Origin of the sequence: Polyangium sp. y55x31 (genome assembly GCF_029946505.1) — a bacterium.
Classification (GTDB): Bacteria; Myxococcota_A; Polyangia; order Polyangiales; family Polyangiaceae; genus Polyangium.
This window is the reverse complement of record NZ_JARZHG010000055.1, coordinates 1-21,527: the sequence shown is the minus strand read 5'-3', so window position 1 is coordinate 21,527 and position 21,527 is coordinate 1. Positions and strand designations below refer to the sequence as shown.

17 protein-coding genes and 1 pseudogene are annotated in these 21,527 nt (G+C 67.4%); 8 read left to right on the top strand and 10 right to left on the bottom strand.

Going from position 1 to position 21,527, the window contains the following annotated elements; all coding sequences use genetic code 11:
- The first annotated feature begins 190 nt into the window (after positions 1 to 190).
- Together QHF84_RS46585 and QHF84_RS46580 are read left to right on the top strand one after the other, a co-directional pair.
- Positions 191 to 3,139 carry a 2-oxoglutarate dehydrogenase E1 component gene (locus QHF84_RS46585; RefSeq protein WP_281320100.1) on the top strand — a complete coding sequence of 983 codons (2,949 nt, stop codon included), beginning with the start codon at positions 191 to 193 and terminating at the stop codon, positions 3,137 to 3,139.
- 66 nt (positions 3,140 to 3,205) lie between these two features.
- Positions 3,206 to 3,697, top strand: coding sequence for a hypothetical protein (locus tag QHF84_RS46580; protein ID WP_281320099.1), 492 nt, complete (start codon positions 3,206 to 3,208; stop codon positions 3,695 to 3,697).
- 1 nt (position 3,698) lies between these two features.
- Here QHF84_RS46580 and QHF84_RS46575 read toward each other — a convergent pair whose 3' ends face one another.
- Together QHF84_RS46575 and QHF84_RS46570 are read right to left on the bottom strand one after the other, a co-directional pair.
- A complete protein-coding gene (locus QHF84_RS46575) occupies positions 3,699 to 4,817 on the bottom strand; it encodes a sialidase family protein (protein ID WP_281320098.1) in 1,119 nt (372 codons plus the stop codon).
- Between the two features lie 3 nt (positions 4,818 to 4,820).
- The gene (locus tag QHF84_RS46570; RefSeq protein ID WP_281320097.1) at positions 4,821 to 5,090 is read right to left on the bottom strand and encodes a MoaD/ThiS family protein; all 270 of its coding nucleotides are present in this window, start codon (positions 5,088 to 5,090) and stop codon (positions 4,821 to 4,823) included.
- Between the two features lie 345 nt (positions 5,091 to 5,435).
- On the opposite strand from QHF84_RS46570, the gene QHF84_RS46565 reads away from it, so the two are divergent.
- On the top strand, positions 5,436 to 7,817 hold the full coding sequence (locus QHF84_RS46565) for a PAS domain-containing protein (RefSeq protein WP_281320096.1): 2,382 nt from the start codon (positions 5,436 to 5,438) through the stop codon (positions 7,815 to 7,817).
- On the opposite strand, the gene QHF84_RS46560 is transcribed toward QHF84_RS46565, so the two are convergent.
- Both QHF84_RS46560 and QHF84_RS46555 read right to left on the bottom strand, forming a co-directional pair.
- The gene (locus QHF84_RS46560; protein WP_281320095.1) at positions 7,750 to 8,214 is read right to left on the bottom strand and encodes a PaaI family thioesterase; all 465 of its coding nucleotides are present in this window, start codon (positions 8,212 to 8,214) and stop codon (positions 7,750 to 7,752) included. The two genes, QHF84_RS46565 and QHF84_RS46560, sit on opposite strands and share 68 nt — an antisense overlap.
- 10 nt (positions 8,215 to 8,224) lie before the next feature.
- Positions 8,225 to 9,103, bottom strand: a complete 879-nt coding sequence (locus tag QHF84_RS46555; RefSeq protein ID WP_281320094.1) for a glucose 1-dehydrogenase — start codon at positions 9,101 to 9,103, stop codon at positions 8,225 to 8,227.
- A gap of 122 nt (positions 9,104 to 9,225) precedes the next feature.
- On the opposite strand from QHF84_RS46555, the gene QHF84_RS46550 reads away from it, so the two are divergent.
- The 3 genes from QHF84_RS46550 to QHF84_RS46540 all read left to right on the top strand — a co-directional run bounded on the left by QHF84_RS46550 (position 9,226) and on the right by QHF84_RS46540 (position 12,017).
- A complete protein-coding gene (locus QHF84_RS46550) occupies positions 9,226 to 9,936 on the top strand; it encodes a hypothetical protein (RefSeq protein WP_281320093.1) in 711 nt (236 codons plus the stop codon).
- 110 nt (positions 9,937 to 10,046) lie between these two features.
- Positions 10,047 to 10,412: an S-adenosylmethionine decarboxylase gene (locus QHF84_RS46545; RefSeq protein WP_281320092.1), complete on the top strand. Its 366-nt coding sequence runs from the start codon at positions 10,047 to 10,049 to the stop codon at positions 10,410 to 10,412.
- 48 nt (positions 10,413 to 10,460) lie between these two features.
- Positions 10,461 to 12,017: a peptide MFS transporter gene (locus tag QHF84_RS46540; protein ID WP_281320091.1), complete on the top strand. Its 1,557-nt coding sequence runs from the start codon at positions 10,461 to 10,463 to the stop codon at positions 12,015 to 12,017.
- Positions 12,018 to 12,026: 9 nt separating this feature from the next.
- Here QHF84_RS46540 and QHF84_RS46535 read toward each other — a convergent pair whose 3' ends face one another.
- Positions 12,027 to 12,491 carry a hypothetical protein gene (locus QHF84_RS46535; protein WP_281320090.1) on the bottom strand — a complete coding sequence of 155 codons (465 nt, stop codon included), beginning with the start codon at positions 12,489 to 12,491 and terminating at the stop codon, positions 12,027 to 12,029.
- On the opposite strand from QHF84_RS46535, the gene QHF84_RS46530 reads away from it, so the two are divergent.
- Both QHF84_RS46530 and QHF84_RS46525 read left to right on the top strand, forming a co-directional pair.
- The gene (locus QHF84_RS46530) at positions 12,490 to 12,657 is read left to right on the top strand and encodes a hypothetical protein (protein WP_281320089.1); all 168 of its coding nucleotides are present in this window, start codon (positions 12,490 to 12,492) and stop codon (positions 12,655 to 12,657) included. The genes QHF84_RS46535 and QHF84_RS46530 overlap by 2 nt on opposite strands.
- 263 nt (positions 12,658 to 12,920) lie before the next feature.
- Positions 12,921 to 13,154, top strand: a complete 234-nt coding sequence (locus tag QHF84_RS46525) for a hypothetical protein (protein ID WP_281320088.1) — start codon at positions 12,921 to 12,923, stop codon at positions 13,152 to 13,154.
- A gap of 180 nt (positions 13,155 to 13,334) precedes the next feature.
- On the opposite strand, the gene QHF84_RS46520 is transcribed toward QHF84_RS46525, so the two are convergent.
- The 5 genes and pseudogenes from QHF84_RS46520 to QHF84_RS46500 all read right to left on the bottom strand — a co-directional run.
- Positions 13,335 to 15,911 (bottom strand): FG-GAP-like repeat-containing protein, encoded by a 2,577-nt coding sequence (locus tag QHF84_RS46520; RefSeq protein ID WP_281320087.1) that lies wholly within the window; start codon positions 15,909 to 15,911, stop codon positions 13,335 to 13,337.
- A 117-nt stretch (positions 15,912 to 16,028) separates the two neighbouring features.
- Positions 16,029 to 17,306, bottom strand: coding sequence for a hypothetical protein (locus QHF84_RS46515; RefSeq protein ID WP_281320086.1), 1,278 nt, complete (start codon positions 17,304 to 17,306; stop codon positions 16,029 to 16,031).
- A 216-nt stretch (positions 17,307 to 17,522) separates the two neighbouring features.
- Positions 17,523 to 18,812, bottom strand: a complete 1,290-nt coding sequence (locus tag QHF84_RS46510) for a DUF1501 domain-containing protein (RefSeq protein WP_281320085.1) — start codon at positions 18,810 to 18,812, stop codon at positions 17,523 to 17,525.
- A 13-nt stretch (positions 18,813 to 18,825) separates the two neighbouring features.
- Positions 18,826 to 21,156, bottom strand: coding sequence for a DUF1588 domain-containing protein (locus QHF84_RS46505; protein ID WP_281320084.1), 2,331 nt, complete (start codon positions 21,154 to 21,156; stop codon positions 18,826 to 18,828).
- 173 nt (positions 21,157 to 21,329) lie between these two features.
- Positions 21,330 to 21,527: pseudogene (locus tag QHF84_RS46500) on the bottom strand (hypothetical protein); the annotation flags it as partial.

The window sequence follows — 21,527 nt, the reverse complement described above, 5'->3', positions numbered from 1 at the left end:
TCGGTGGCGCCGGGCCGGGCTCGTCCCCGGCCCGAGCCGCTTCGTCGTTCGTACGTATGTAGCGCACCCTGGGGCTCGGGCGCCCGCTCGGCGGGTGGTCTCTTGGGTTTCCAGCGCACCGGGATCCGAAAAAACTGCGCTGGCGGCGACACCGATCCCGCGTTATTTCCCTGCCGCCCCAATGCCATCCATGCAGCTTGATTTCGGCGTCAACGCAGGGTTCGTCGAAGAGCTCTACGCGCAATACCAGGAGAATCCCGAGAAGGTCGACCCGAGCTGGAGGGCCTTCTTCGATAAACAGCGCGGTCCGTCGCAGGCGTCCGCGCCGGTGTATCGAGCGCCCGTGCAGGTCGCTCCGCCGGCGCCCCCGCCCGTGACGTCGACGGCGCCCCTCGCCGAGTCGCCGCGGTACACGAACGGCGGCGCCGCGCCCGCGCAGGCCAGCCTGTTCACGCAGGAGCCGGCGCGCAAGCACCGCCGCTCGTCGCCGCCGCCCCCGCCGCCGCCGCGCGTGCCGGGCTTCGATTTCATCTCCTCCGAGCAGGAGATGATGTCGACCGCGGCGACCCGCGCCCGCGTGTATCAGCTCGTCAACGCTTACCGCGTGCGTGGTCATCTCTTCGCGCACATCGATCCGCTCGGCCTCCCGCCGCCCGCGCCGCCCGAGCTCAACCTCGACAACTTCGACCTCAGCGAAGCGGACCTCGACCAGCCCTTCCCGACGGTCGACCTCGCCGGTCTGCCGGCCATCTCGACGCTGCGCGAGATCATCAACCGCCTCGAGGAGACCTACTGCCGCTCGATCGGCGTCGAGTTCACGCACATCGAGGATCCGGTCCAGCGCATCTGGCTGCAGCGGCGCATGGAGGCGACGAAGAACCGCCTCGAGCTCAGCCGTGACAAGCAGCTCCGCATCCTGACGAAGCTCTCCGACGCGGAGATCTTCGAGCAGTTCATCCACCGGAGCTACGAGGCCGGCACGAAGCGCTTCTCGCTCGAAGGCGGTGAGGCGCTGATCCCGCTGCTCGACCTCATCATCGAGCGCGCCGGCGCCGAGAACGTCGACGAGATCGTCTTCGGCATGGCCCACCGCGGCCGCCTCAACGTGCTCGCGAACATCCTCGAAAAGAGCCCGCGCGAGATCTTCGCGCACTTCGAGGACAAGGACCCCGAGCGTTACGTCGGCGCGGGCGACGTGAAGTACCACCTCGGCTACTCGAACGATCGCCTCACGGAGTCGGGCCACAAGGTCCACCTCACGCTCACGTTCAACCCGAGCCACCTCGAGTTCGTGAACCCCGTGGTCGAGGGCCGCGCCCGCGCGAAGCAAGACCGCCTCGGCGTCCCCGACGCCGCGCGCAAGGTCATGCCCTTGCTCATCCACGGCGACGCCGCGTTCATCGGCCAGGGCATCGTCCCCGAGACGCTCAACATGTGCGGCCTCGAGGGCTACCGGACCGGCGGCACGATCCACGTGATCGTGAACAACCAGGTCGGCTTCACGACGAACCCGAGCGAGTCGCGCTCCACGCGGTACGCGTCCGACATCACGCGCATGCTGAAGGTCCCCGTCTTCCACGTGAACGGCGAGGATCCCGAGGCCGTCGCGCAGGTCGCGCTCCTCGCGACCGAGTGGCGCCAGCGCTTCGGCATGGACGTCGTGATCGACATGTACTGCTACCGCCGCTACGGCCACAACGAAGGCGACGAGCCGCGCTACACGCAGCCGCGGATGTACGCCGTCATCGACAAGAAGCCGACGGTCCGGCAGATGTACGTCAAGCGCCTGGTCGAGATGGGCCAGGTGAGCGAGGAGAAGGCCGAGGAGATCCTCGTCCGCCGCCGCGAGGCGCTCAACGTCGCGCTGCAAGAGGTCAAGCAGAAGGGCTTCGCCCCGGTCACGTACGCGATGGCCGGCGTCTGGACGAGCTACCGCGGCGGCCGCGACGCCGACACGCCCGAGGTGCCGACGGGCGTGCCCGCCGAAAAGCTCATCGACCTCTCGCGTCGCCTCCTCGAGCTGCCGGGTGACTTCAAGGTGCACCCGAAGGTCATGCCCATCCTGAAGGCGCGCCACGACCGCCTCGTGAAGGGCGAGCCCTTCGATTGGGGCACGGGCGAGATGCTCGCGTACGCCACGCTCCTCTCCGAGAAGACGCCCGTGCGCCTCTCGGGCCAGGACGTGCGTCGCGGGACGTTCAGCCATCGCCACGCGGTCGTCGTCGACATCGAGACGGGCGCGACCTTCGCCCCGCTCTCGCGTGTCGCGGAGGGCCCGGCGCGCCTCGACATCCACAACAGCCCCCTCAGCGAGGCGGGCGTGCTCGGCTTCGAGTTCGGCTACGCGCTCGACTACCCCGACGCGCTCGTCATCTGGGAGGCGCAGTTCGGCGACTTCCTCAACGGCGCGCAGGTCATCGTCGACCAGTTCATCACGTCGAGCGAGGACAAGTGGCACAGGCTCTCGGGCCTCGTCCTCTTCCTCCCGCACGGCTACGAAGGTCAGGGCCCGGAGCACTCGAGCGCGCGCATCGAGCGCTTCCTCCAGAACAGCGCCGAGGACAACATCCAGGTCTGCAACCTGACGACGCCGGCCCAGCTCTTCCACGCGCTGCGCCGCCAGATCCTTCGCCCCTGGCGCAAGCCGCTCGTCATCGCCACGCCGAAGAGCCTCTTGCGCGTCGCCACCACGGCCAAGGGCCCGCGCCCCGTCTCCACGATCGACGACCTCGCGAACGGCAGGTTCCAGCGCGTGATCGGCGACGACGCGGTCGATCCCTCGGACGTGAAGAAGATCCTGCTCTGCTCGGGCAAGGTCTACTACGACCTCGCCGTGACGCGGGAGCAGCGCGGCCTGAAGGACGTGGCCATCGTGCGGCTCGAGCAGCTCTTCCCGCTGAACCAGGAGCTCACGAACGCGCTCGCGAACTACAAGGACGGCACGAAGCTCGTGTGGGTCCAGGAAGAGCCGATCAACTACGGCTCCTGGTACTACATCAACGCAGTCCTGCCCCAGTTCCTCGGCGGACGTTTCCCGCTCTCCGTCGTGGGTCGCCAGCCGAGCGCGAGCCCCGCGACCGGCTCGAAGGCGAGCCACAACCTGGAGCAGAAGCGCCTCATGGACGAAGCGTTCGCCTGATCACTGCCCCATCGGGGCATGGTAACCTCCGTGTGCACGCCACCCCGTGCGCACGGAGGTTTTTTTATGGTTCGTATTGGCTCTGGATTCTTCACCGTCCTCGCCATCTCCCTGATCGGCTGTTCGGCCGGCATCGGCGGCGGAGGCTCCTCGCCCGGCGATACAGGCGGCAGCGGCGGCACGGGCGGCAGCGGCAGTACGGGCGGCAGCGGCAGTACGGGCGGCAGCGGCGGTACGGGTGGCAGCTCCAGTTCGAGCAGCGGCGGCGGCTCCGACATCAAGACCTGCGAGGAGCTCGAGGCGGAGCTCACGAAGGAGCGGCAGGCGATCACGAGCTGCACGGCCGATGCCCAGTGTGGCCAGCAGCTCAAGGGCACGAGCTGCGGCTGCACGCGTGACCTCGTCGCGCGCCTCGACGCGGACGCGACGCGGTTCTACGAGCTGCTCGCGATGAGGGAGCCGCTCGGATGTGACGTCCTCGGCACCACGTGCGATTGCCCGAACGCGAACGGGTTCGTCTGCAAGAACGGCTCTTGCGCCTGGAACTACGTCCCGTAGCTCAAGCGTCCGCCGCGCCTTCGGCGAACCGCACCGCGTACACCGGCGGCAGGTGATTCGAGATCGTCTGCCACGAATCCCCGCCGTCCTCGCTGATCCAAAGCGACCCCGTCGTCGTGCCGAACGCGAGCACGTTCCCCGTCCCGTCCACGTCGAGCCCGTGGCGGTACGTCAAATCGAACGCGTTCGCCTGCGGCAAACCTTTGTCGAGCACCGTGAAGGTCTCCCCGCCGTCGCGCGTCCGGGCCACCACCACCTTCCCGTCGACCGGCACGCGCTGCTCGTCCTTCTTCGCGGGCACCACCCACGCCGTCTCCGGATCCTTGGGGTGCACGGCCATCGTGAAGCCGAATTTGCTCGGCCTCACCGACGTCACCTCGCGCCACGTCTTTCCTCCGTCCGTCGAGCGGAAGAGCCCGTTGTGGTGCTGGGTCCAGAGCGCGTCGGGCTGCGCGGCGCAGGCCACGACGCGGTGCGGGTCCTGGATCCCCGGATCGTCTCGGCGCTCGGGCGGCATGTATTCGGCGTACATGCCCTTCGTCCGCGTCTCCCACGTCGCGCCCTCGTCCGTCGAGCGCCACACGCCCCCGCAGGAAATCCCGATCGTCACGCCGCCTCGGTCCACGCAGATCGAGTGAATCCCTGGCCAGTCGTAGCCGCCGCCGAACCAGCCTTTCCGGGTCGGGTGCTCCCAGAGCGAGCGCATGAGCTCCCACGATTGCCCGTGATCCGTCGAGCGGAAGAGCCCCCCCGGGATCGTCCCGCACCAGAGCTGCCCCGGCTGATCCTCGCGACCTGCCTCCAGGCTCCACAGAAGCTCGACCCGCTGCGGCCATTCGCGTCCGTCCGGCGTCTTGTCCGGCTCGGCGCCCTCGGGCAGCGGCGGATAGGCCGGCGCCGTGATCTCCTCCCACGTCGCGCCCACGTCCCGCGACCGCCGCAGCTTCACCCCGAAATGCCCCAGCGCGAGCGCCGCGTACAGCGTCCCGTCCCGCCGATCCGGCAGCACCATCGAGACGTTGTCGCCGAGAAACGAGACCTCGCCGATCGCCCATCCGGACCGCTTTCGATCGAGACGGAAGAGCCCTTTGCGCGTCGCCACGAACAACCTGCTCGACATGACCTAACCCCCGGAAAGCGCTTGCATCACGTAGATCACCGAGCCCTCGCCCACCGCGTCTCCGAGGCTCGTTCGATCCGTCGTCTGATGGCCGTCGACGAAGATCACCACGTGCTTCCGCACGACGCCTTGCTCGTCCAGAACGTACCCCCGCACGGCTGGTTCGGCCGTGAAATAGGCGTCGAGGGCCTCGCGGACGGTGCGGCCTTCGACGTCGCGCGCCGGGCAGGGGACGTGCCTCGCGATATGCTGGGTGAACGTGACGCGCGGCATGCGCCGAGCAGCGTCGCGGACCGGGCGCGGGTTTGTCAAGGCCAGGTTTTCCTCCTCCGGGAGGAATTTCCCGCCGCCTCGATCAGGCACGGCCCGACTTGCCCATCCCTTGCCCGTCCACAGGCAGCCGCCTCCGTACTCTACGGAATGAAATCCGTCCCGTGAGATACTACTTACGTGTGATTGCTTTTTGACGCCGAGCCGTTGGAACATCGCAGCATGGGAAATCCCCCGCGCGACCACGCCGGCGACCGCGAAAGGCGAGAGCCCGGCAAACACGAATCCGGATTGTTCCTGGCCGAACGGGGGGGCCGTACGCGGGAAGAAGGCGAAGCGGGGCAGGGTGTGGCCGCGCTGCGTGAGAGCGAGGAGCGCTTCCGGCTGGCGACCGAGGCCATCCGCGGCATGGTCTACGACTGGGATTTCCCCACGAACCACGTCTGGCGCTCCGGGGGCCTGATCGAGATGCTCGGCTTTCGGCCCGAAGAGGTCCCGACCACCGACACCTGGTGGCGAGGCCGCATCCACCCGGAGGACATGAAGAGCTACGCCGGCCGCACCACGATTCGTAACAAAAACCAGCCCGTCATCGACGCCGAATACCGCATCCGCCACCGCGACGGCCACTGGATCTGGGTCTGGGATCACGCCCGGCTGATTCATGACGAGATGGGCACGCCCGTCCGCTTGATTGGCTGCGTCATCAGCATCGACGCCCGCAAGCGCGCCGAGCAGGCCCTCTGCGAGAGCGAGGAGCGCTTCCGCGCGATGGCCGACACCGTGCCCGAGATCCTCTTCACGGCGCTCCCCGACGGCCGCGGCGAGTACGTGAACCTGCGCATGCACGAGTACACGGGGATGCGCCCCGGCTCGGACGACGTCGTCTGGATGCAATGGATCCACCCGGACGACGTCCCCGCCGTCCGCGCCCACTGGACCGAGGCGATGACGGCGCAGCGTGTCGAGCCCGAGCCCGTCGCCGTGGAGTTCCGCCTGCGGGGCAAGGACGGCTCGTACCGCTGGTTTTGCGGCCGCGCGCGGCCGATCCGCGACGAGAAGGGCGCGATCACGAAATGGTTCGGCGCGGCCGCGGACGTGCACGACCTCAAGGCCGCGCAACAAGCCCTGCGCGAGAGCGAGGAGCACCTCCGGCTCGCCACCGAGGCCGGCGGCGTCGGCACCTTCTCGTTCGACCTTCTGGAACGCCAGGCCTTCTGCTCGGCGACGACCCGCGAGCTGCTCGGCGTGCCCGAAGGCGCGGTCTTCCAGCGGAGGCTCCTTTTATCGTGCGTGCACCCGGACGATCGCCCCGAGGTCAACCGCGCCACGCGTTGCGCCTTCGAATCCGAGGAGCCTTGCCGCTCGCAGTTCCGCATCCTGCGCGGCGGCCAGGACGTGCGCTGGATCGAGCTCATGGCGCACGTGCGGCGGGACGGCGAGGGCAAACCTGCGGCCCTCTACGGCGCGCTGATCGACGTGACCGAGCGCAAGCGGCTCGAAGAGGAGCGCGACGCGCTGCTCGACAGCGAGCGGGCCGCCCGGCGCGACGCCGAGCGGGCGAACCGGCTCAAGGACGACTTTTTGGCCATCGTCTCCCACGAGCTGCGCGCGCCGCTCAACGCCATCCTCGGCTGGTCCGACATGCTCCGCCGGGGCTCGCTCTCGCAGGAGGGCACGGGCAAGGCGATCGACGTGATCGAGCGCAACGCCGCCCTGCTCGGCCGCCTGATGGGCGACATGCTCGACATGGAGCGCATCCGCGTCGGCAAGCTCAAGCTCGACACGTGCCTCTGCGACCTCTCCCGCGCGGTCGACGTGGCCCTCGAGACCATGCGCCCCATGGCGAACGAGCGGCAGATCGAGCTCACGCGCACGGACACGCTCACGGCCGTGCAGGTGCTCGGCGACCCGGCGCGCCTGCAGCAGATCGTGTGCAACCTCCTCAGCAACGCCATCAAGTTCAGCGCGCCCGGCGGCACCACGGAGGTCTCGCTCGCGTGCGCCGGCTCCACCGTGACGCTCACCGTGCGCGACGACGGCCTCGGCATCCGGCCCGACCTCTTGCCGCACGTCTTCGAGAAATTCCGCCAGGCGGACGCGTCGTCGGCGCGGCGGCAGGGCGGGCTCGGCCTCGGGCTCTCGATCGTGAAGGACCTCGTGATGCTCCACGGCGGCACGGTGCGGGCCGAGAGCGAGGGGGTCGGCCGCGGCGCGACGCTGCTCGTGGAGCTCCCGCTCGCGGCGGAGGACGACGCTCTGCCGTCCGAGCGGCGGGAGGACGGCCCCTCCCTCGAAGGTCTGCACGTCCTCGTCGTGGACGACGAGCAAGGCGCGCGGGAGGTTCTTTCACGCCTGCTCGTCGAGGAGGGCGCCGAGACCCGGACGGCGTCGACCGCGGCGGAGGCGATGCGCGTGATCCAGTCCGGCTGGCCCTCCGTGGTGCTGAGCGAGCTCGGTTTGCCCGGGGAGGACGGGTTTCACCTGGTGCGCGCCGTGCGAAACGACCGGCTCGCCGCGTCGCTCCCCGTCGTCGCCGTCACGGCCTTCACCCGCGACGCCGACCGAGCCCGAGCTTTACGCGCGGGCTTCGATGGCCACGTTTGCAAGCCCATCGAGCCGCATCGCTTGTTCGACGAGCTCGGCCGGATCCTCGGGACGGCTACCAGCGGTGGTACGCGGGATGGCCCTCTTTCACCGCGACGAACGTCCCGCGGCACGTCGCCGTGACCTTCCCGCCGGCCTCGAGCGTCGCTTCGATCACGCACCGATCCTCGGCCACGTCGGCCACGCGCGCCACGAGGCGCACGGGCCCGAGCGGCGTCGGCCGCCGGAGTTTTACGTGAAAATCGGCCGTCACCGTGCACGGGGGTTTGTCGAGGCCGCCCCGCTCCATCAGGTGATGCGCCGCGGTCCAGTTCGAATGGCAATCGAGCAGCGCGCCGATGATCCCGCCGTTCAGCATGCCGGGGAACGCCTGGTGGTACGGCTCGGGGACCCACGTCGCCACGACCTCGTCGCCCGCCACGTGGCTCTTGATCCGCAGCCCCTTCTCGTTCGCCGGCCCGCAGCCGAAACAATAGCTCCCGGGCGCGTAGCGGTCCTGCAAGCTTTGTTGATCGCTCATCCTCGTTCCCTCACGCGATGGTCATGCCGCCATCGACCACGATCGTCTGCCCCGTGAGGAACGATGCCGCGTCGGAGGCGAGGTACAGCGCCGCCCCGGCGATCTCGTCGGGCTGCCCGTACCTTCCGAGCGGCGTCCGCCCCACGACCCGCTCGACGAGATCCTTGTTGTGCACGATCGCCGAGGCGAACCGCGTATCCACGAGGCCCGGCGCGATCGCGTTGACGCGGATCCCGCTCGCGCCGAGCTCGACCGCCATCGTCTGCGTCATCGACAGGACCGCGGCCTTCGTCATCCCGTACACGCCCTGCAGCGGCGCGCCCGCGAGCCCCGCCACGCTCGCCACGTTCACGATCGAGCCTGGCGCGTTGCGCTCGACGAGGTGCCGGACGAGCTCACGCGACGTGTAGAAATAGCCCTTCAGGTTGACCTCGATCGTCTTGTCGAACGCCGCGTCGTCCGCCGTCATCAGCGGGCCGAAATGAGGGTTCGTCGCGGCGTTGTTGACGAGGACGTCCACCTTCCCGAACGCCGCGATCGTCTGCTGGAAGAGCTTCTGCACATCGTCGGGCTTGCCCGTGTGGCACGTGAATGCCGAAACGGTCACGCCCTCCTTGCGCAGCCGCTCGGCCGCCACGTCGAGCCCTTCCTTCTTCCTCGACGCGATCACCACCTTCGCCCCGCTCTGCCCGAGCGCTTTGGCGATCGACTCGCCGATCCCTCGGCTGCCACCGGTCACGATCGCGACCTTGCCCTCGACGTTGATGAAGCTCTTCATCGCGGCGGCATCCTCGCGAATCCGTGCCGCCTTGCCAAGCAAGGTTTTTGCTCGATACGCCCGAGCGAGCTCGGCGCGTGTGCAGTAGGCGCCTGCTCGTTCGTGATCCACGGCGGGCCCCGCTCGTTTCGACGGGAACATGCTGCTCGTCCCCCGCCTGGCACGTACGCTGCTCCACCCCTCGCCGCGGGCGGCGCTCGATTCCGGCGCCCGAAGCCAGGGGGAATGAAACCATGACACGAACGATGGGAATCGCGGTCGCCACGTTTGCGCTCGCCGCGGCGAGCGCCAGCACGGCCTCGGCGCAAACGTTGGTGCGCGAAACCGAAATGGAGCGGCGCGGCCAGATTGGCGCTCCGCTGAACGCGTTCGAGATCCAGGTCGATTCGGGCTACAACCAGGCCTTCGGCCCGGCGGTGCCCGCGACTGAAGGAACGCAAGCGACGCGCCTCGGCGGCGCAGGCCTCGGCGCGGGCCTCGGCCTCCACTACCGCGCGAATCCGTACTCCTCGGTCGGCATCAACGGTAGTTACAACATGCAAAACCTCGCCCGAGGCGCAGAGATGCGTGGCGCGACGGCGGGCATCGACGGCGTCTTCCACACGAGCCCCTACACGCGCCTCGATCCGTGGGTCTCGGTCGGCGCCGGGTATCGCATGCTCTGGGATCAGCCCTCGGGCCCGAACAACGACATGCTCATCCACGGCTTCCAGCTCGCGAGGGCCAAGATCGGCGTCGACATCCGCGTGAGCGAGAGCGTCGCGCTCGCCCCGACGATCGGCGGCGATCTCAGCATGTTCCTCTGGCGCAACCCCGAGGGCCGCGTCGGGAATCAGACGGTCGACACGCCGCGCCTGAACGCCTTCGTCTTCGCGGGCGTCGCGGGCCGCTTCGACGCCGGTGGGGAGCGCGCTCGTCCGGTGACGATCGTGGGTCGCCGGTAAAACCAGCACGCGTGACCACGCGTGTGAGGGGGCGGGCTTTTGGCCTGCCCCCTCGTTTCATTTCGTGCCTGGCCATGTGCCCCGGGCGGCGGTATGTGCCGAAGCTGCCGATGAAGCTCTTCGTGCTCCTCGCGATCCTCACGGATTGCCGTCGCGACACCCTCGACAGCCCGGACGCGCTGCGCGCCGCGCTCGACGCCGCCGTCGCGGCGGGCCCCTTCACGGGCCTCGGCACGCTCGTCGTCCCGTTTTCGCCGCAGGGCGTCACGGCATGCGCCGTCGTCGGCGAGAGCCACATCGCGCTGCACACGTGGCCCGAAGAAGGCAGGCTCTTCGTCGATGTTGCCTCGTGCAGCACCAAGGAGAGCGTCGAGCGCGCGCTCGCTGCGATCCGCGCCGTGTTCCCCGAGGGAAAACTCGCCGTGCTCGATGAGCGTGTGCTCGATGGTGGCGTGATCTCCAGCGTTGCCCGGTGACACGCGGCCCTTGCGGTCGCCATACAGGCCGCGTAAAACCGCGCCTCGATGGCGACCAACGTCCAGCAAGATCCCGCGGCGCAGCAGTGGTCGGGACCCAAGTCGAAGAAGGAGATCCTCGGCCATCCGGCCGGCCTCTTCGTGCTCTTCACCACGGAGATGTGGGAGCGGTTCTCCTACTACGGCATGCGCGGCCTCTTGAAGCTGTACTTGGTGAACTACTTGTTCGTCACGTACCGCCAGCGGTTCCAGGGCCAGGCGTACGACGCGACCGGCAACCCGAACGACGTCCTCGGCTGGAGCTTCATCCGCGGCTTCTTGCCCGACGTCGATCCCGCGACGCTCTCGCAGTGCGTGAACGAGAAGGTCGGTCTCCTCGTCCAGGGTGACCCGACGAAGAACATCGCGCCGATGGCCTCGGACATGGCGCACTCGATCGCGCAGCAGACCTGCTCGATGCAGCCCGTCGCCTCGGCGATTTACGGCTGGTACACCGGCCTCGTCTACCTGACGCCGCTGCTCGGCGGCTTCATGGCCGATCGCTACCTCGGCCAGAAGCGCTCGGTCTACCTCGGCGGCGCGCTCATGGCGCTCGGCCAGTTCGTGCTCTTCGGCGCCGAGAACCTGTTTTTCCTCGGCCTTTTGCTCCTCATCATCGGCAACGGCTTCTTCAAGCCGAACATCTCGACCCAGGTCGGCAACCTCTATCCGCCCGGCGACAAGCGCCGCGACGGCGCGTACACGATCTTCTACATGGGCATCAACCTGGGTGCCTTCCTGACGAACCTCGTCTGCGGCACCCTCGCCCAGAACAGCGGCTGGCGGTACGGCTACCTCGCGGCGGGCGTCGGCATGTGCCTCGGCCTGCTCATCCAGTTCTTCTTTGGTCCGAGCACGCTCGCGCCCGACACGCTCAAGAAGCGTGAGGACACGAAGGGCGAACCCCAGGCCGTGGTGAAGGAGGAGAACGAGGGGCAGCGCATGGGCGCGCTCGTGATCCTCTGCGCGCTGAACATCGTCTTCTGGGCCGTCTACGAGCAGCAGGGCAACACGATGCAGACGTGGGCCGACGAGAAGACCGTCTGGCCCGTGATCTTCGGCTTCCAGATCCCCTCGACCTGGTTCCAGTCGTTCAACCCGTTCTTCATCTTCCTCTTCGCGCCGATCCTCGACCGCATCTGGGCCGCGCAGGCCAAGAGCGGCAAGGAGATGTCGAGCGTCACGAAGATGGCCGTCGGCTGCATCATCCTCGGCCTCTCGTTCATCGTGATGGTCGGAGGCGCGCAGGTGATCGGCGGAGGCAAGGGCAGCGTGATGTGGCCGCTCGTCTGCACGGCGCTGCTCACGATCGGCGAGCTTTATCTGTCGCCGATCGGGCTCTCGCTCGTGACGAAGGTCTCGCCGGTGCGGTTCGTGTCGATGATGATGGGCATGTGGTTCATGTCGAGCTTCTTCGGCAACATCCTGAGCGGCTACATCGGCATCCTCTACACGAAGTGGTCGCCGACGAACTTCTTCCTCCTGCTCATGGCCCTCGGCGTCGCCGCCGGCCTCGCGATCGCGGCGTTCAACAAGCCGCTGCGCAAGGCGATGGGCAATCACTGACGCCGCGTTTCACTCCCCCTTCCGCGCAGGCGACCAGCAAGTAGCCGTTTCGATGGGGGCGCCGCGGAGGATGACCCGGCCTCCCGCCCCTTCCGTGATCGAAACGCCGCCGGGCACCGATTCATGGTACGTCCGTATCTCGCCGTCCCGGGTTCGATCCACGGGGATGACGAGCTCGTTCGCCCAGCGGGGGCTCGTCTCGGACCAGACGACGAAGTGATCGGCGTCGCCCTCGCGGAAATGGCGGGTCATCAGATACGGCTCGAACATCGCGCTGCTGATGCAGGTCGGCCCAGGCATCATCAGGACACGAGGCGCGTCTTGCGTGCCGATGAGAAAGGCGCGCTTCGAGGGGCACTCGTAGAACGGGCTATCGCGCTGGATCCATTGCTCGACGCGGCCTGAAGGCTCCTTGCCGTGGACCGAGGAGCAGGCGCAGAGCGTGGCCGCGACGAGAAACCCGAGAGCGCGCATGATCGAAATATACGGGATGGGCGCGCCCGAAATCGACCTCCTGCTGATAGCGGAGTTTCGTCTGGCAGGTGCCGGCGCCGCGCCAAAGAATGTCTTTTCAATCGATTGGCGTGTTGTCTCCATGAGCGCCCACGGGCCTTCGGAGAGAGCCTGGATGAAGGCGTGAAAGCCCTCCTCGGGTACGTGGGCGAAGCTGGTTGCTGGCATTGGATTCCTCCTTGGGCGGGGCCCGTACGTGACGGTGGAGGGGGGCACCATCCGATGAGCTCGCTCGCTTTGGCGCGCGGGCAAACCCTTCGTATGCGCTGACTTTCTCGGGAATGCGCAGCTCTCTGGGGTGCGGCCGTGACAATCCTGCTGCGAGCAGCACTATCTCGACTGTTTGCAAGATTGACCCCGGAATGAAAAGGACGGTAATGTGTCCTTGCCATGCGAAACCAACACAGTACGCGCACGAAATGGGCAGAGCTGTGCCGCTCGAATGAGTTCAGCGGGAGGTGGGTGGCGCTTGAAAATGTCGAGTACAGGGCCGGAACGATCGAGCCGCACGAAGGCGACGTGGTCGACAGGGATACGGATCTCGGCGAGCTGTGCTGCCGGATGAGGGAGTCCGAACGCAAGGAATGCGTGATTCTTCATTGCGGCGCCGACGGCGAGCCATAGCCGAGGCAGCCGGTCCGACGTATCGAGCCGGTTTGGCACGGTCGTACGCGAATCCGACGGCAGCGACGACCGAACAGGCTGAATGCAGAGGGAAGCGCCGCGGGCGCTCCTGGCTGCGACGGGCGAATCCGCCGGGCCGTGCCCCGCTGCGACGACGGCAGCGGGGACGGCGGCTGCTCGTCAGAGCCCGTTGGGGATCACGGTGAGGGTGGCGGAACCCTTGTTCGTCAAAATGAGATCGTCGTACCCATCGCCGTCCAGGTCCGCGACTGCAATGGCGTTGAGGCCGGGCGAGGTGCCGGTCGTGACGACGGCGCCTGCGGTAAAGGAGCCATTGCCGTTGCCGGTCATCGGGCGGACCCCGCCCGAGGCGGCGGTGACCAGGATGTAGGCGTCGAGCTTGCCGTCGCCGTTGAAGTCACTGGCCACGACCCCCAGCGCCGAGTTGGCGACCGCGCTGGCTCCCGTGGCGGATTGCACGCCGCTCGCGACGGTGCCGTCGCCGTTCCCTTTGAAGAAGAAGAGGTATGCGCCGGCCGCGCCGTTCGCGAGGATGTCGAGCTGGCCGTCTGCGTCGGCGTCGCCGAAGGCGATGCCTGCGGTCTGGCCATTGAGGGCGTTGGTGTAGGAGACCGGTGCGGCGAACGAGCCGTCGCCCTGGTTGATGAGGATCGAGAGGCGCGCGGAGCTGGGGCTCGTCACCACGATATCGGGGTCGCCGTCACCGTTCAGGTCACGGCAGGCGATGGTCGACTGCACGCCGCCGGTGTTGGGAATGGCGATGAGCACGGGCGCGCCGAAGCTGCCGGTGCCGGTGCCGAAGAGCACGCTCACCTGGTTCGTGACCACGCTGGTGGTGGCTATGTCGACCTTCCCATCGCCGTCGAAGTCCCCCGCGCAGAGGTGGACCGAGCCCGGGGCGCCGGTCGTGAAGCTCGTCAGCGCGCCGAAGGTGCCGGGCGCGCTCATGCCGAGGTTGCGGTAGACGCTGATGTTTCCGTTGTTGGCGGGCAGGTTGGTCTGGCCGTCGACGGTGATGGCGTCGAGCCACCCGTCGCCGTCCACGTCCGCCGCCACGACCGCGTTGCTGGAGAGCGCGGCGCCCGCATAATTGACCTCCGCCTGGACGGTCGCGTCGCCATTGCCGAAGAAAACGGAGACCGAGCCGGAGGGACTCATCGTCGAGCCGGATTCGGCGTTGGCCACCAGGATGTCGAGCTTGCCGTCGTTGTTCACGTCGGCGACCGTCGGGGCCAGCGGGTTGTGCGTCGCCGGGACGCTGATCGGCGTGCCGGGGACCTGGCCGGAGGGTGGAGTCTGGCAGGCGCCGTTCGAGCAGATGTCGCCCGTCGAGCACGCGAGGTTGCACGCGTTGCAGTGGTCGGCGTTGCTCTGGAGGTTCGCCTCGCAGCCGTCGGATGCGAGCCCATTGCAGTCGGCGAGGCTGCCAGCGCAGGCCTCGCAATTCGTTCCCTCGTAGGTGGGCGCGCACTGGCAGGTGTAGCCATTGATGCCGTCGGTGCACGTGCCGCCGTTCAGGCAGGGGTTCGGCGCGCAGTCGTCGACGTTGGTCTCACAGTTCGTCCCGGAGTATCCGGGCGCGCACTGGCAGGTGTAGCCATTGATGCCGTCGGAGCACGTGCCGCCGTTCAGGCACGGGTCGGAGGCGCACTCGTCGATGTTGATATCGCAACTCGTCCCGGTGAAGCCGGGCGCGCACTGGCAGGTGTAGCCATTGATGCCGTCGGAGCACGTGCCGCCGTTCAGGCAGGGGTTGGGGGTGCAATCGTCGACGTTGGTCTCGCAGTTCGTCCCGGAGTATCCAGGCGCGCACTGGCAGGTGTAGCCATTGATGCCGTCGGAGCACGTGCCGCCGTTCAGGCACGGGTCGGAGGCGCACTCGTCGATGTTGATATCGCAGTTCGTCCCGGTGAAGCCGGGTGCGCACTGGCAGGTGTAGCCATTGATGCCGTCGGTGCACGTGCCGCCGTTCTGGCAGGGGTTCGGGGTGCAGTCGTCGACGTTGGTCTCACAGTTCGTCCCGGTGAATCCGGACGCGCACTGGCAGGTGTATCCGTCGACGCTGTCGGAGCACGTGCCGCCGTTCAGGCAGGGGTTCGGGGTGCAGTCGTCGACGTTGGTCTCACAGTTCGTCCCGGTGTATCCAGGCGCGCACTGGCAGGTGTATCCGTCGACGCCGTCGGTGCACGTGCCGCCGTTCTGACAGGGGTTGGGTGCGCAGTCGTCGACGTTGGTCTCGCAGTTCGTCCCGGTGTATCCAGGCGCGCACTGGCAGGTGTAGCCGTCGACGCCGTCGGTGCACGTGCCGCCGTTCTGGCAGGGGTTCGGGGTGCAGTCGTCGACGTTGGTCTCGCAGTTCGTGCCGGTGTATCCAGGCGCGCACGCACAGGTGTATCCGTCGACGCCGTCGGAGCACGTGCCGCCGTTCTGGCAAGGGTTGGGTGCGCAGTCGTCGACGTTCGTGCACTTGCTGGGCTGCCCGGAGCAGGTCCAGCCGCTCTCGACCGTGCAGTCGCTGGAGCAGCCATCGCCGCTCGCCTCGTTGCCGTCGTCGCAGGTCTCCGGCGAGGCGAGGGCACCGTCGCCGCACACCGCGTTCACGCCGCCCTGGCCGTTGTCGATCTCGCTGCGATCGACGCGGGCGATGATCTCGCACCCCGTCGAGCCGAGCATCGCCCCGAAGAAGAGCGCCCAGTAGCCAACCCGCCCAACCACACGCAACGTCGTTGCGTTCATGAAAAATGAAGAGGAGTGCATCATCGGAGCGCGCTTATAGCCGAAAGCGCACGCGCGCGGTCGACATTCGAGGAACGACTTCGTCGCGCTCAATACCGTGCGCCCCTGAAGCGCTGATTATTCCGCACCTGACGAGCCTCGTGCCCGTCGGCGCAACCATGTGGCGAGCGCGAGCAGCACGAACCAACGGCCTGTCGACGCGAGGCCGACGGGCGCTACGCGGCATCCACATCCGGAGCTGCCGCTGTCGTCGCCGTCTTCGCTCCCGCCGCCGCCGCTCGGTTCATTCGAGCCGCCGCTCCCCGCGCTCCCGCTCGTGCCCGAACCAGCGCCGCCTTCACCCGAGCTGGCAGGTGTCCCGGCGCATGGGGCCTCGAATCGATCGGCCGAGAAATCGGCGCACTCGTCGGCGCTCACGTTGATCGGAAGACCGAGCGTGCCCGTCGTGGGGTAGAGGTGCTCTTTGCCGTTACCATCGACGATGCGAAAGAAGTACCGATGGCAACCCGATTCGAGGGTCATCGCCTTCTCGTAGGTGCCATGCGCCTCCATGCCGTGCGTGAGCGCGAGGGCGTCGCAGACCGCTTCCGCACCGTCGCGCGAGCGCACGACTTCAGCGACCTTCGGAGCCCCACCCCCAGGCAGGTAGTACGTGATCCCGAACGTCGGGTTCGTCACCGGCGCTTCTTTGACCACAAACGAACCATCGCGGCTGAGATCGTAAAAATGGGTCCCGTCGCCCGCCACGGGGTAAGTGCCTTGGACGCCGAACACGAGGTGATGGACCTGTCGGTTCGCGAGGACCGCGCCCGTGCCGAGCGCGGTGTAGCCGGCGCCGTTGATCGCCGCCCAGTGCGCATTGGAGGTGACCCACGTGAGCATCGCGAGCTCGGGGGTCGCGTTGCCTTCTTCGGCGTTCTCGTCCGCGGCGCGATCCGAGAAGTGCGAGAAGCGTTCGTCACGGCTCGTGACACCACACGTCGTCACGTCGCCTTCGCAGTGCGTGTCGTCGTCCTGCCCGACGAGCACACAGCAGCTCGAGTGATCCGCGCAGAGCGGGCACGTGGTGGTGGCGATGTGGTTCGACTGGAAGTGCGCGGCTCGGCCGAGGTCGGCGACGATCTCGAGCGGTGGTGTCGGGCTCGGGATGGGCCTCCCCGACGGCGTGGTGCCGTCGGGGCTCATGAGGGCATCAAAATACGCCGGGTCGGTGCGAATGCGGTTCGTCCAGAACCCAAGGACGCGCTCGTCGTGGTTGGGCAGCGCCCCCACGGGTTCCCCGATGGCCTGTTGCTCCGAGGCATAGTTCTCCGCCGGCGCAACCAAGCAGCTCGCGAGGAGCGCCGTCCCGACGAGTGTTCCAGAGAGCGTGCCGACGACGTGGCTGGTCTTCATGCAGCCAGCGTAAGCCGACCGCGTGGTGGAACGAGCGCGAAAGGGGCGTCGTGGAGAAACGAGGTTTTCCGCGGCGTGTGTCGAGGTTGGGGCTCTGTTTCTCGAAGAAATGATTCTCGGCCTCTCCCATGGCACCAACCCCCAAAAAGAAAGGCCCCCTCGGACGAACCGAGGGGGCCTTCTTCCTTTCGAGCGACGAATCGCTCTATCGATCGATCAGCCGAACAGCGGCAGCTCTTCCTTCTCCTTGATCGGGAAGCGAGCTGCGACCTCGTTTTGATCGATCCCCGCGAGCCTGCGCAGCGCGCGGTGCACGTGACCCGGCTTCAGGCGGACGCCGCCGCCCTCGACCGGCTCGAGCGTGTTCGGGTCGATGTTCATCGGGTTGTGACGCTCGGTCGTCTTACCGATGACCTGGTTGCCCGGGATGCCCGCGCCCATCAGCAGCATGCTGGTGATCGACCAGTGGTCCTTGCCGTTACCGGAGTTGTACCCCGGCGTGCGGCCGAAATCGGACCCGACGACGATCACCATGTTGCCCCAGACGCCCGTCGCCTTCGCCTCTTGGACGAGGTAGTCGATGCCGTCCCAGAGCTCGGCCAGCCGCGCGAACTGCTGGTCGTCGTTGTTGCCGTGCGTATCGAACCCGCCGATGCCCAGGTTCGCGCTGACGCAGATGCCGGCGCGGTAGGCGGCGAGCGCGATCTGCGCCTGACGACGGAGGTTACCGTTCTCGAGCTGCGCGGGCAGATACTCCGTCAGCTTCTTGAGCTCGTTTTGCCCCGAGCGCGCCGTGAACAGCATACCCATCGACTGCTGGATGCGCGGCAGGTTCTGCTTCTCGGCGTACGCCATGTGGCGGGCGGAGCGCGCCTCGGCGATACGCGCCTCCGTCTCCTCCGTGTAGTACGGCGTCTTGTTCTCGTCGTACATCGGGTCGATGACGTTCGGGTAGGCGATGCGACGGATCGCATCGACGTTGCCCACCCGGGTCACCGCCACGGTGCCGGCCGTCGTGTCGTAGCCGCCGTACGAGATGTACGCCATCGGCAGCGAGCCGCCGGCGACGGCGGCCGTGAGCGCGGCGAACGAGGCCTTGTTTTCGGCCAAGGTGCCCGCCCACGTCACGCGCGTGCCGACGTCGTGGCTGTTCGTCGACGTATCGACGCCGTTCAGGACCATGAGGTCGTTCACGTACTTGTCGAAGAACGCCTTGTTCGCGCCGTCCGGATCCGGGGCGTATTGCATCGGGAGCTTGCTCTTGCTCCCGACCGCCGTCCCGATCGCCGTCGCGAGGTAATGGTTCATCGGGTCGGCGTCGCTCTCGCCCTTCGAACCCTTCGGATCGCAGTGGCTCGTGACGTCCCAGCCGCCGCCGGCGTGGATCATGACCCAGAACTTGCCCGTGTAGGGCGCGGCTCCGGCGTCGCTGGAGAACGGGATGGTGCTGGCGGCCACGCCGAGCCCCGCCGTCGATGCAATCTTGAGGAAATCTCTTCGGTCCATGGGGGCTCGCTCCTCACTCGTAAAGGAAGTGGTAGTCGGACAGCATGTACGTCACGACCGTCATCCACGAACGGATGACGTAATTCGGATCCTCGCGCAGACGATCCTCTTCGGGCAGCGGCGTACGCGTCCAGTAGTCGTTCTCCACGCGGCACGGGCCGTTCAGCCACGTCGAGTACTTGCCCTCGGGCTGCGACATGTCGCTCATGCCCTTCACGCCCTCGCGGTACGTGTCGAGGAAGAGCTTGTAGGTGCGCTCGATCTCGGGGTGACCATCGGGCAGCGTCTCGCCGAGGATGTGCTTGTGGAGGTACTGGATGTTCTTCTTGATGGCGACGACGGCGGGCTCGACCGGGAAGCCGTTCTTGTCTTCCGGCTCGAAGCTCGTCTCGACGTACGGGAAGAGCATGCGCTCCTCCGTCGGCTTCCACATGTCGCGCGGCACCGCGGTGCAGGACATCTCGTTCGCCATGCGCTCGCCGATGTTCGCCATGATGCCGTTCGGGCTCGTGACGCGCTTGACCACGTCGGCCGAGTCGATGCCGCCGTAGAGCATGCGGTAGGCATCGCCGCGGAGCAGGTAGTCGTACGTGCCGCCGTTGTCCTCGTACGCGCGGGGACGCCACGGATAGCCGAGGACGGCCTGGATCTTCCGGTGGAGCTGCTCGGGCGTGACGAGGCGGCCCATGCCGACCTCACCGAGCCGCGCCTTGCCGGCCGAATCGAGCGCGCCGCTGTTCTTCGCGCGGAAGTACGGCGAGTGGATGATCTGCTTCACGACGACCTTGAGGTCGTAGTTCGAGGCCTCGAACTCGCGCGCGATCTTGCTGAACTCCGTGTACTCGGCGAGGTAGGCCTGGAACTCGGTCGAGAAGTCGCTCGCCTTGCGGTCCTGCGGCGCCACGAGCGGCTTCTGGCCCGTGAGGCCTTCGAAGATGATGTACACGGCCGACAGGGCGAAGCGCGGGTCGGCGGCGACGCGCGGCGCGAGCCATTGCAGGCCTTGCGGCAGCATCTCGTACGGCGTCTTTTCGCCCTTGAAGCCCGGCGGACGCATGTCGTCGAGCGGAGGCGTCATCGGATCGTAGGCCGCGCGCCCGTTCCAGTGCCGGAATGCGCCGGCGACCGGATCGATCTCCACGTGGCATTGCTGGCAGGCGGCCGCGTTGAGGGTCGGGTTGACCTCGGTGATGAGCGTCTGATCGAGCGGCTGCTGGCCGGTCTTCAGGATGTCGGTGCCGAGGAAGAACTGGTAGACCATGCGCGCGCGCGCCCGGTTCCGGTTCGTCTCCGTGGTCGGGAACCGGTTCAGGAACATCGGCGACGTGAGCACGCCGGCGTGCGGCAGGGTCGGGATCTGCGCCTCGATGAACTCGTTCGGATCCGCGTCGTTCTTGAACGGCAGGTCGCTCAGCATGAACGCCTGGGCCGAGAACGGGTTCACCATGATGTAGTTGGCCGTCAGGATCTCGCTGAACGGCCGGTTCTCGCGCACCACGTGGGCCACGAGCTCGAGCGGCTCGCGCGCCACGCCGCGGTTCGTCCAGGAACGCAGCTTGTTGTAGAGGTCGTCGGCGTTCCAGGCGCCGTACTTGTCGATGGCGTCTTCCATCGCCTTCGGCTCGGCGTTGGCGCCCTCGAAGAACTGGTCGTACCAGTAGGGGTTGTAATAATCGATGTCGTTGAGGAGCTGCACCGCGTCCTCGTTCCCCAGGTAGCGATCCGTGAGGAACTGGTCGTTGTAGATCTCCTTCAGGCGCGTGTAGAACGCCTCCTCCGTCATCATGTGGTCGAGGACGGGATCGAGGGCGCGGATGCCGCCGGCCTCGATGGCGTCTTCCTCTTCCACGGTGGGCAGTCGGCCGACCAGGGAGAGCGACGCCTTGCGCAGCGTCTCGGCGGGCGTCGCGAGCTGCACGCCCGTGAACGTCGCCGAGAGGTTCGTCTCGCAGGACGAGGGCTCGTTGAAGCGGTTCACGAGCTCCTCGAGCGCCTTGAACTCGTCGCTGCCCGGCTGGATGACCACGCCGCCCGGATGCTTGCGGGAGGCGGTGCCGCCGGTGGGCATGGCGAGCAGCTGCGACATGCCGTCCTGCTGGAGGGCGGCCGCGTTCTTCATGATCTCGTAGTTCGTGTCGAGGAAGCCTGCTTCGCTGCTGCCTCGAAGCACGAGGCTCGAGTCCTTCGCGGCCCCGTTCGAGGTATGGCAGGCGATGCAGTTGTTCGAAAGGATCGGAGCCCAGACCTGCTCGGCGAAGAACATCTGGTCCGAAACGCACGGACCATCGTCCTCCCCAGCGATGCAGCCGGTGAACCCCAGCGCGCCGATCGCGGCCAGGGACACCAGACCAATGGAGCCAAGATGTTTTCCGAGTCGTCTTCGCGTTCGCGGCATGAGCGGCCTCGTAGGTGGTTCCGGGCTCGCAGAGACGAGCCTGGAAAGTCATACGTAACGGAAGCTCTCTTCTACACGAGGACCGCCGCCGCTGAAATGGTGGGAATCTGGGTTCTACTTCCCTACCTCGGGGCCATTTCGAAAAACGAATGGACTTTTCCCCTCGCAGCATAACGCGAAGGTGCGGCTGCGAGGCTCGATACGTCGCGCAAGTTTGCGTGCGTATTCTCGATTTTGGCGAAATCAGGTCCCGCCGGCGCCGCCCGCGCCGCCGGCACCACCGGCGCCGCCCGCGCCGCCCGCGCCGCCGGCCCCACCGG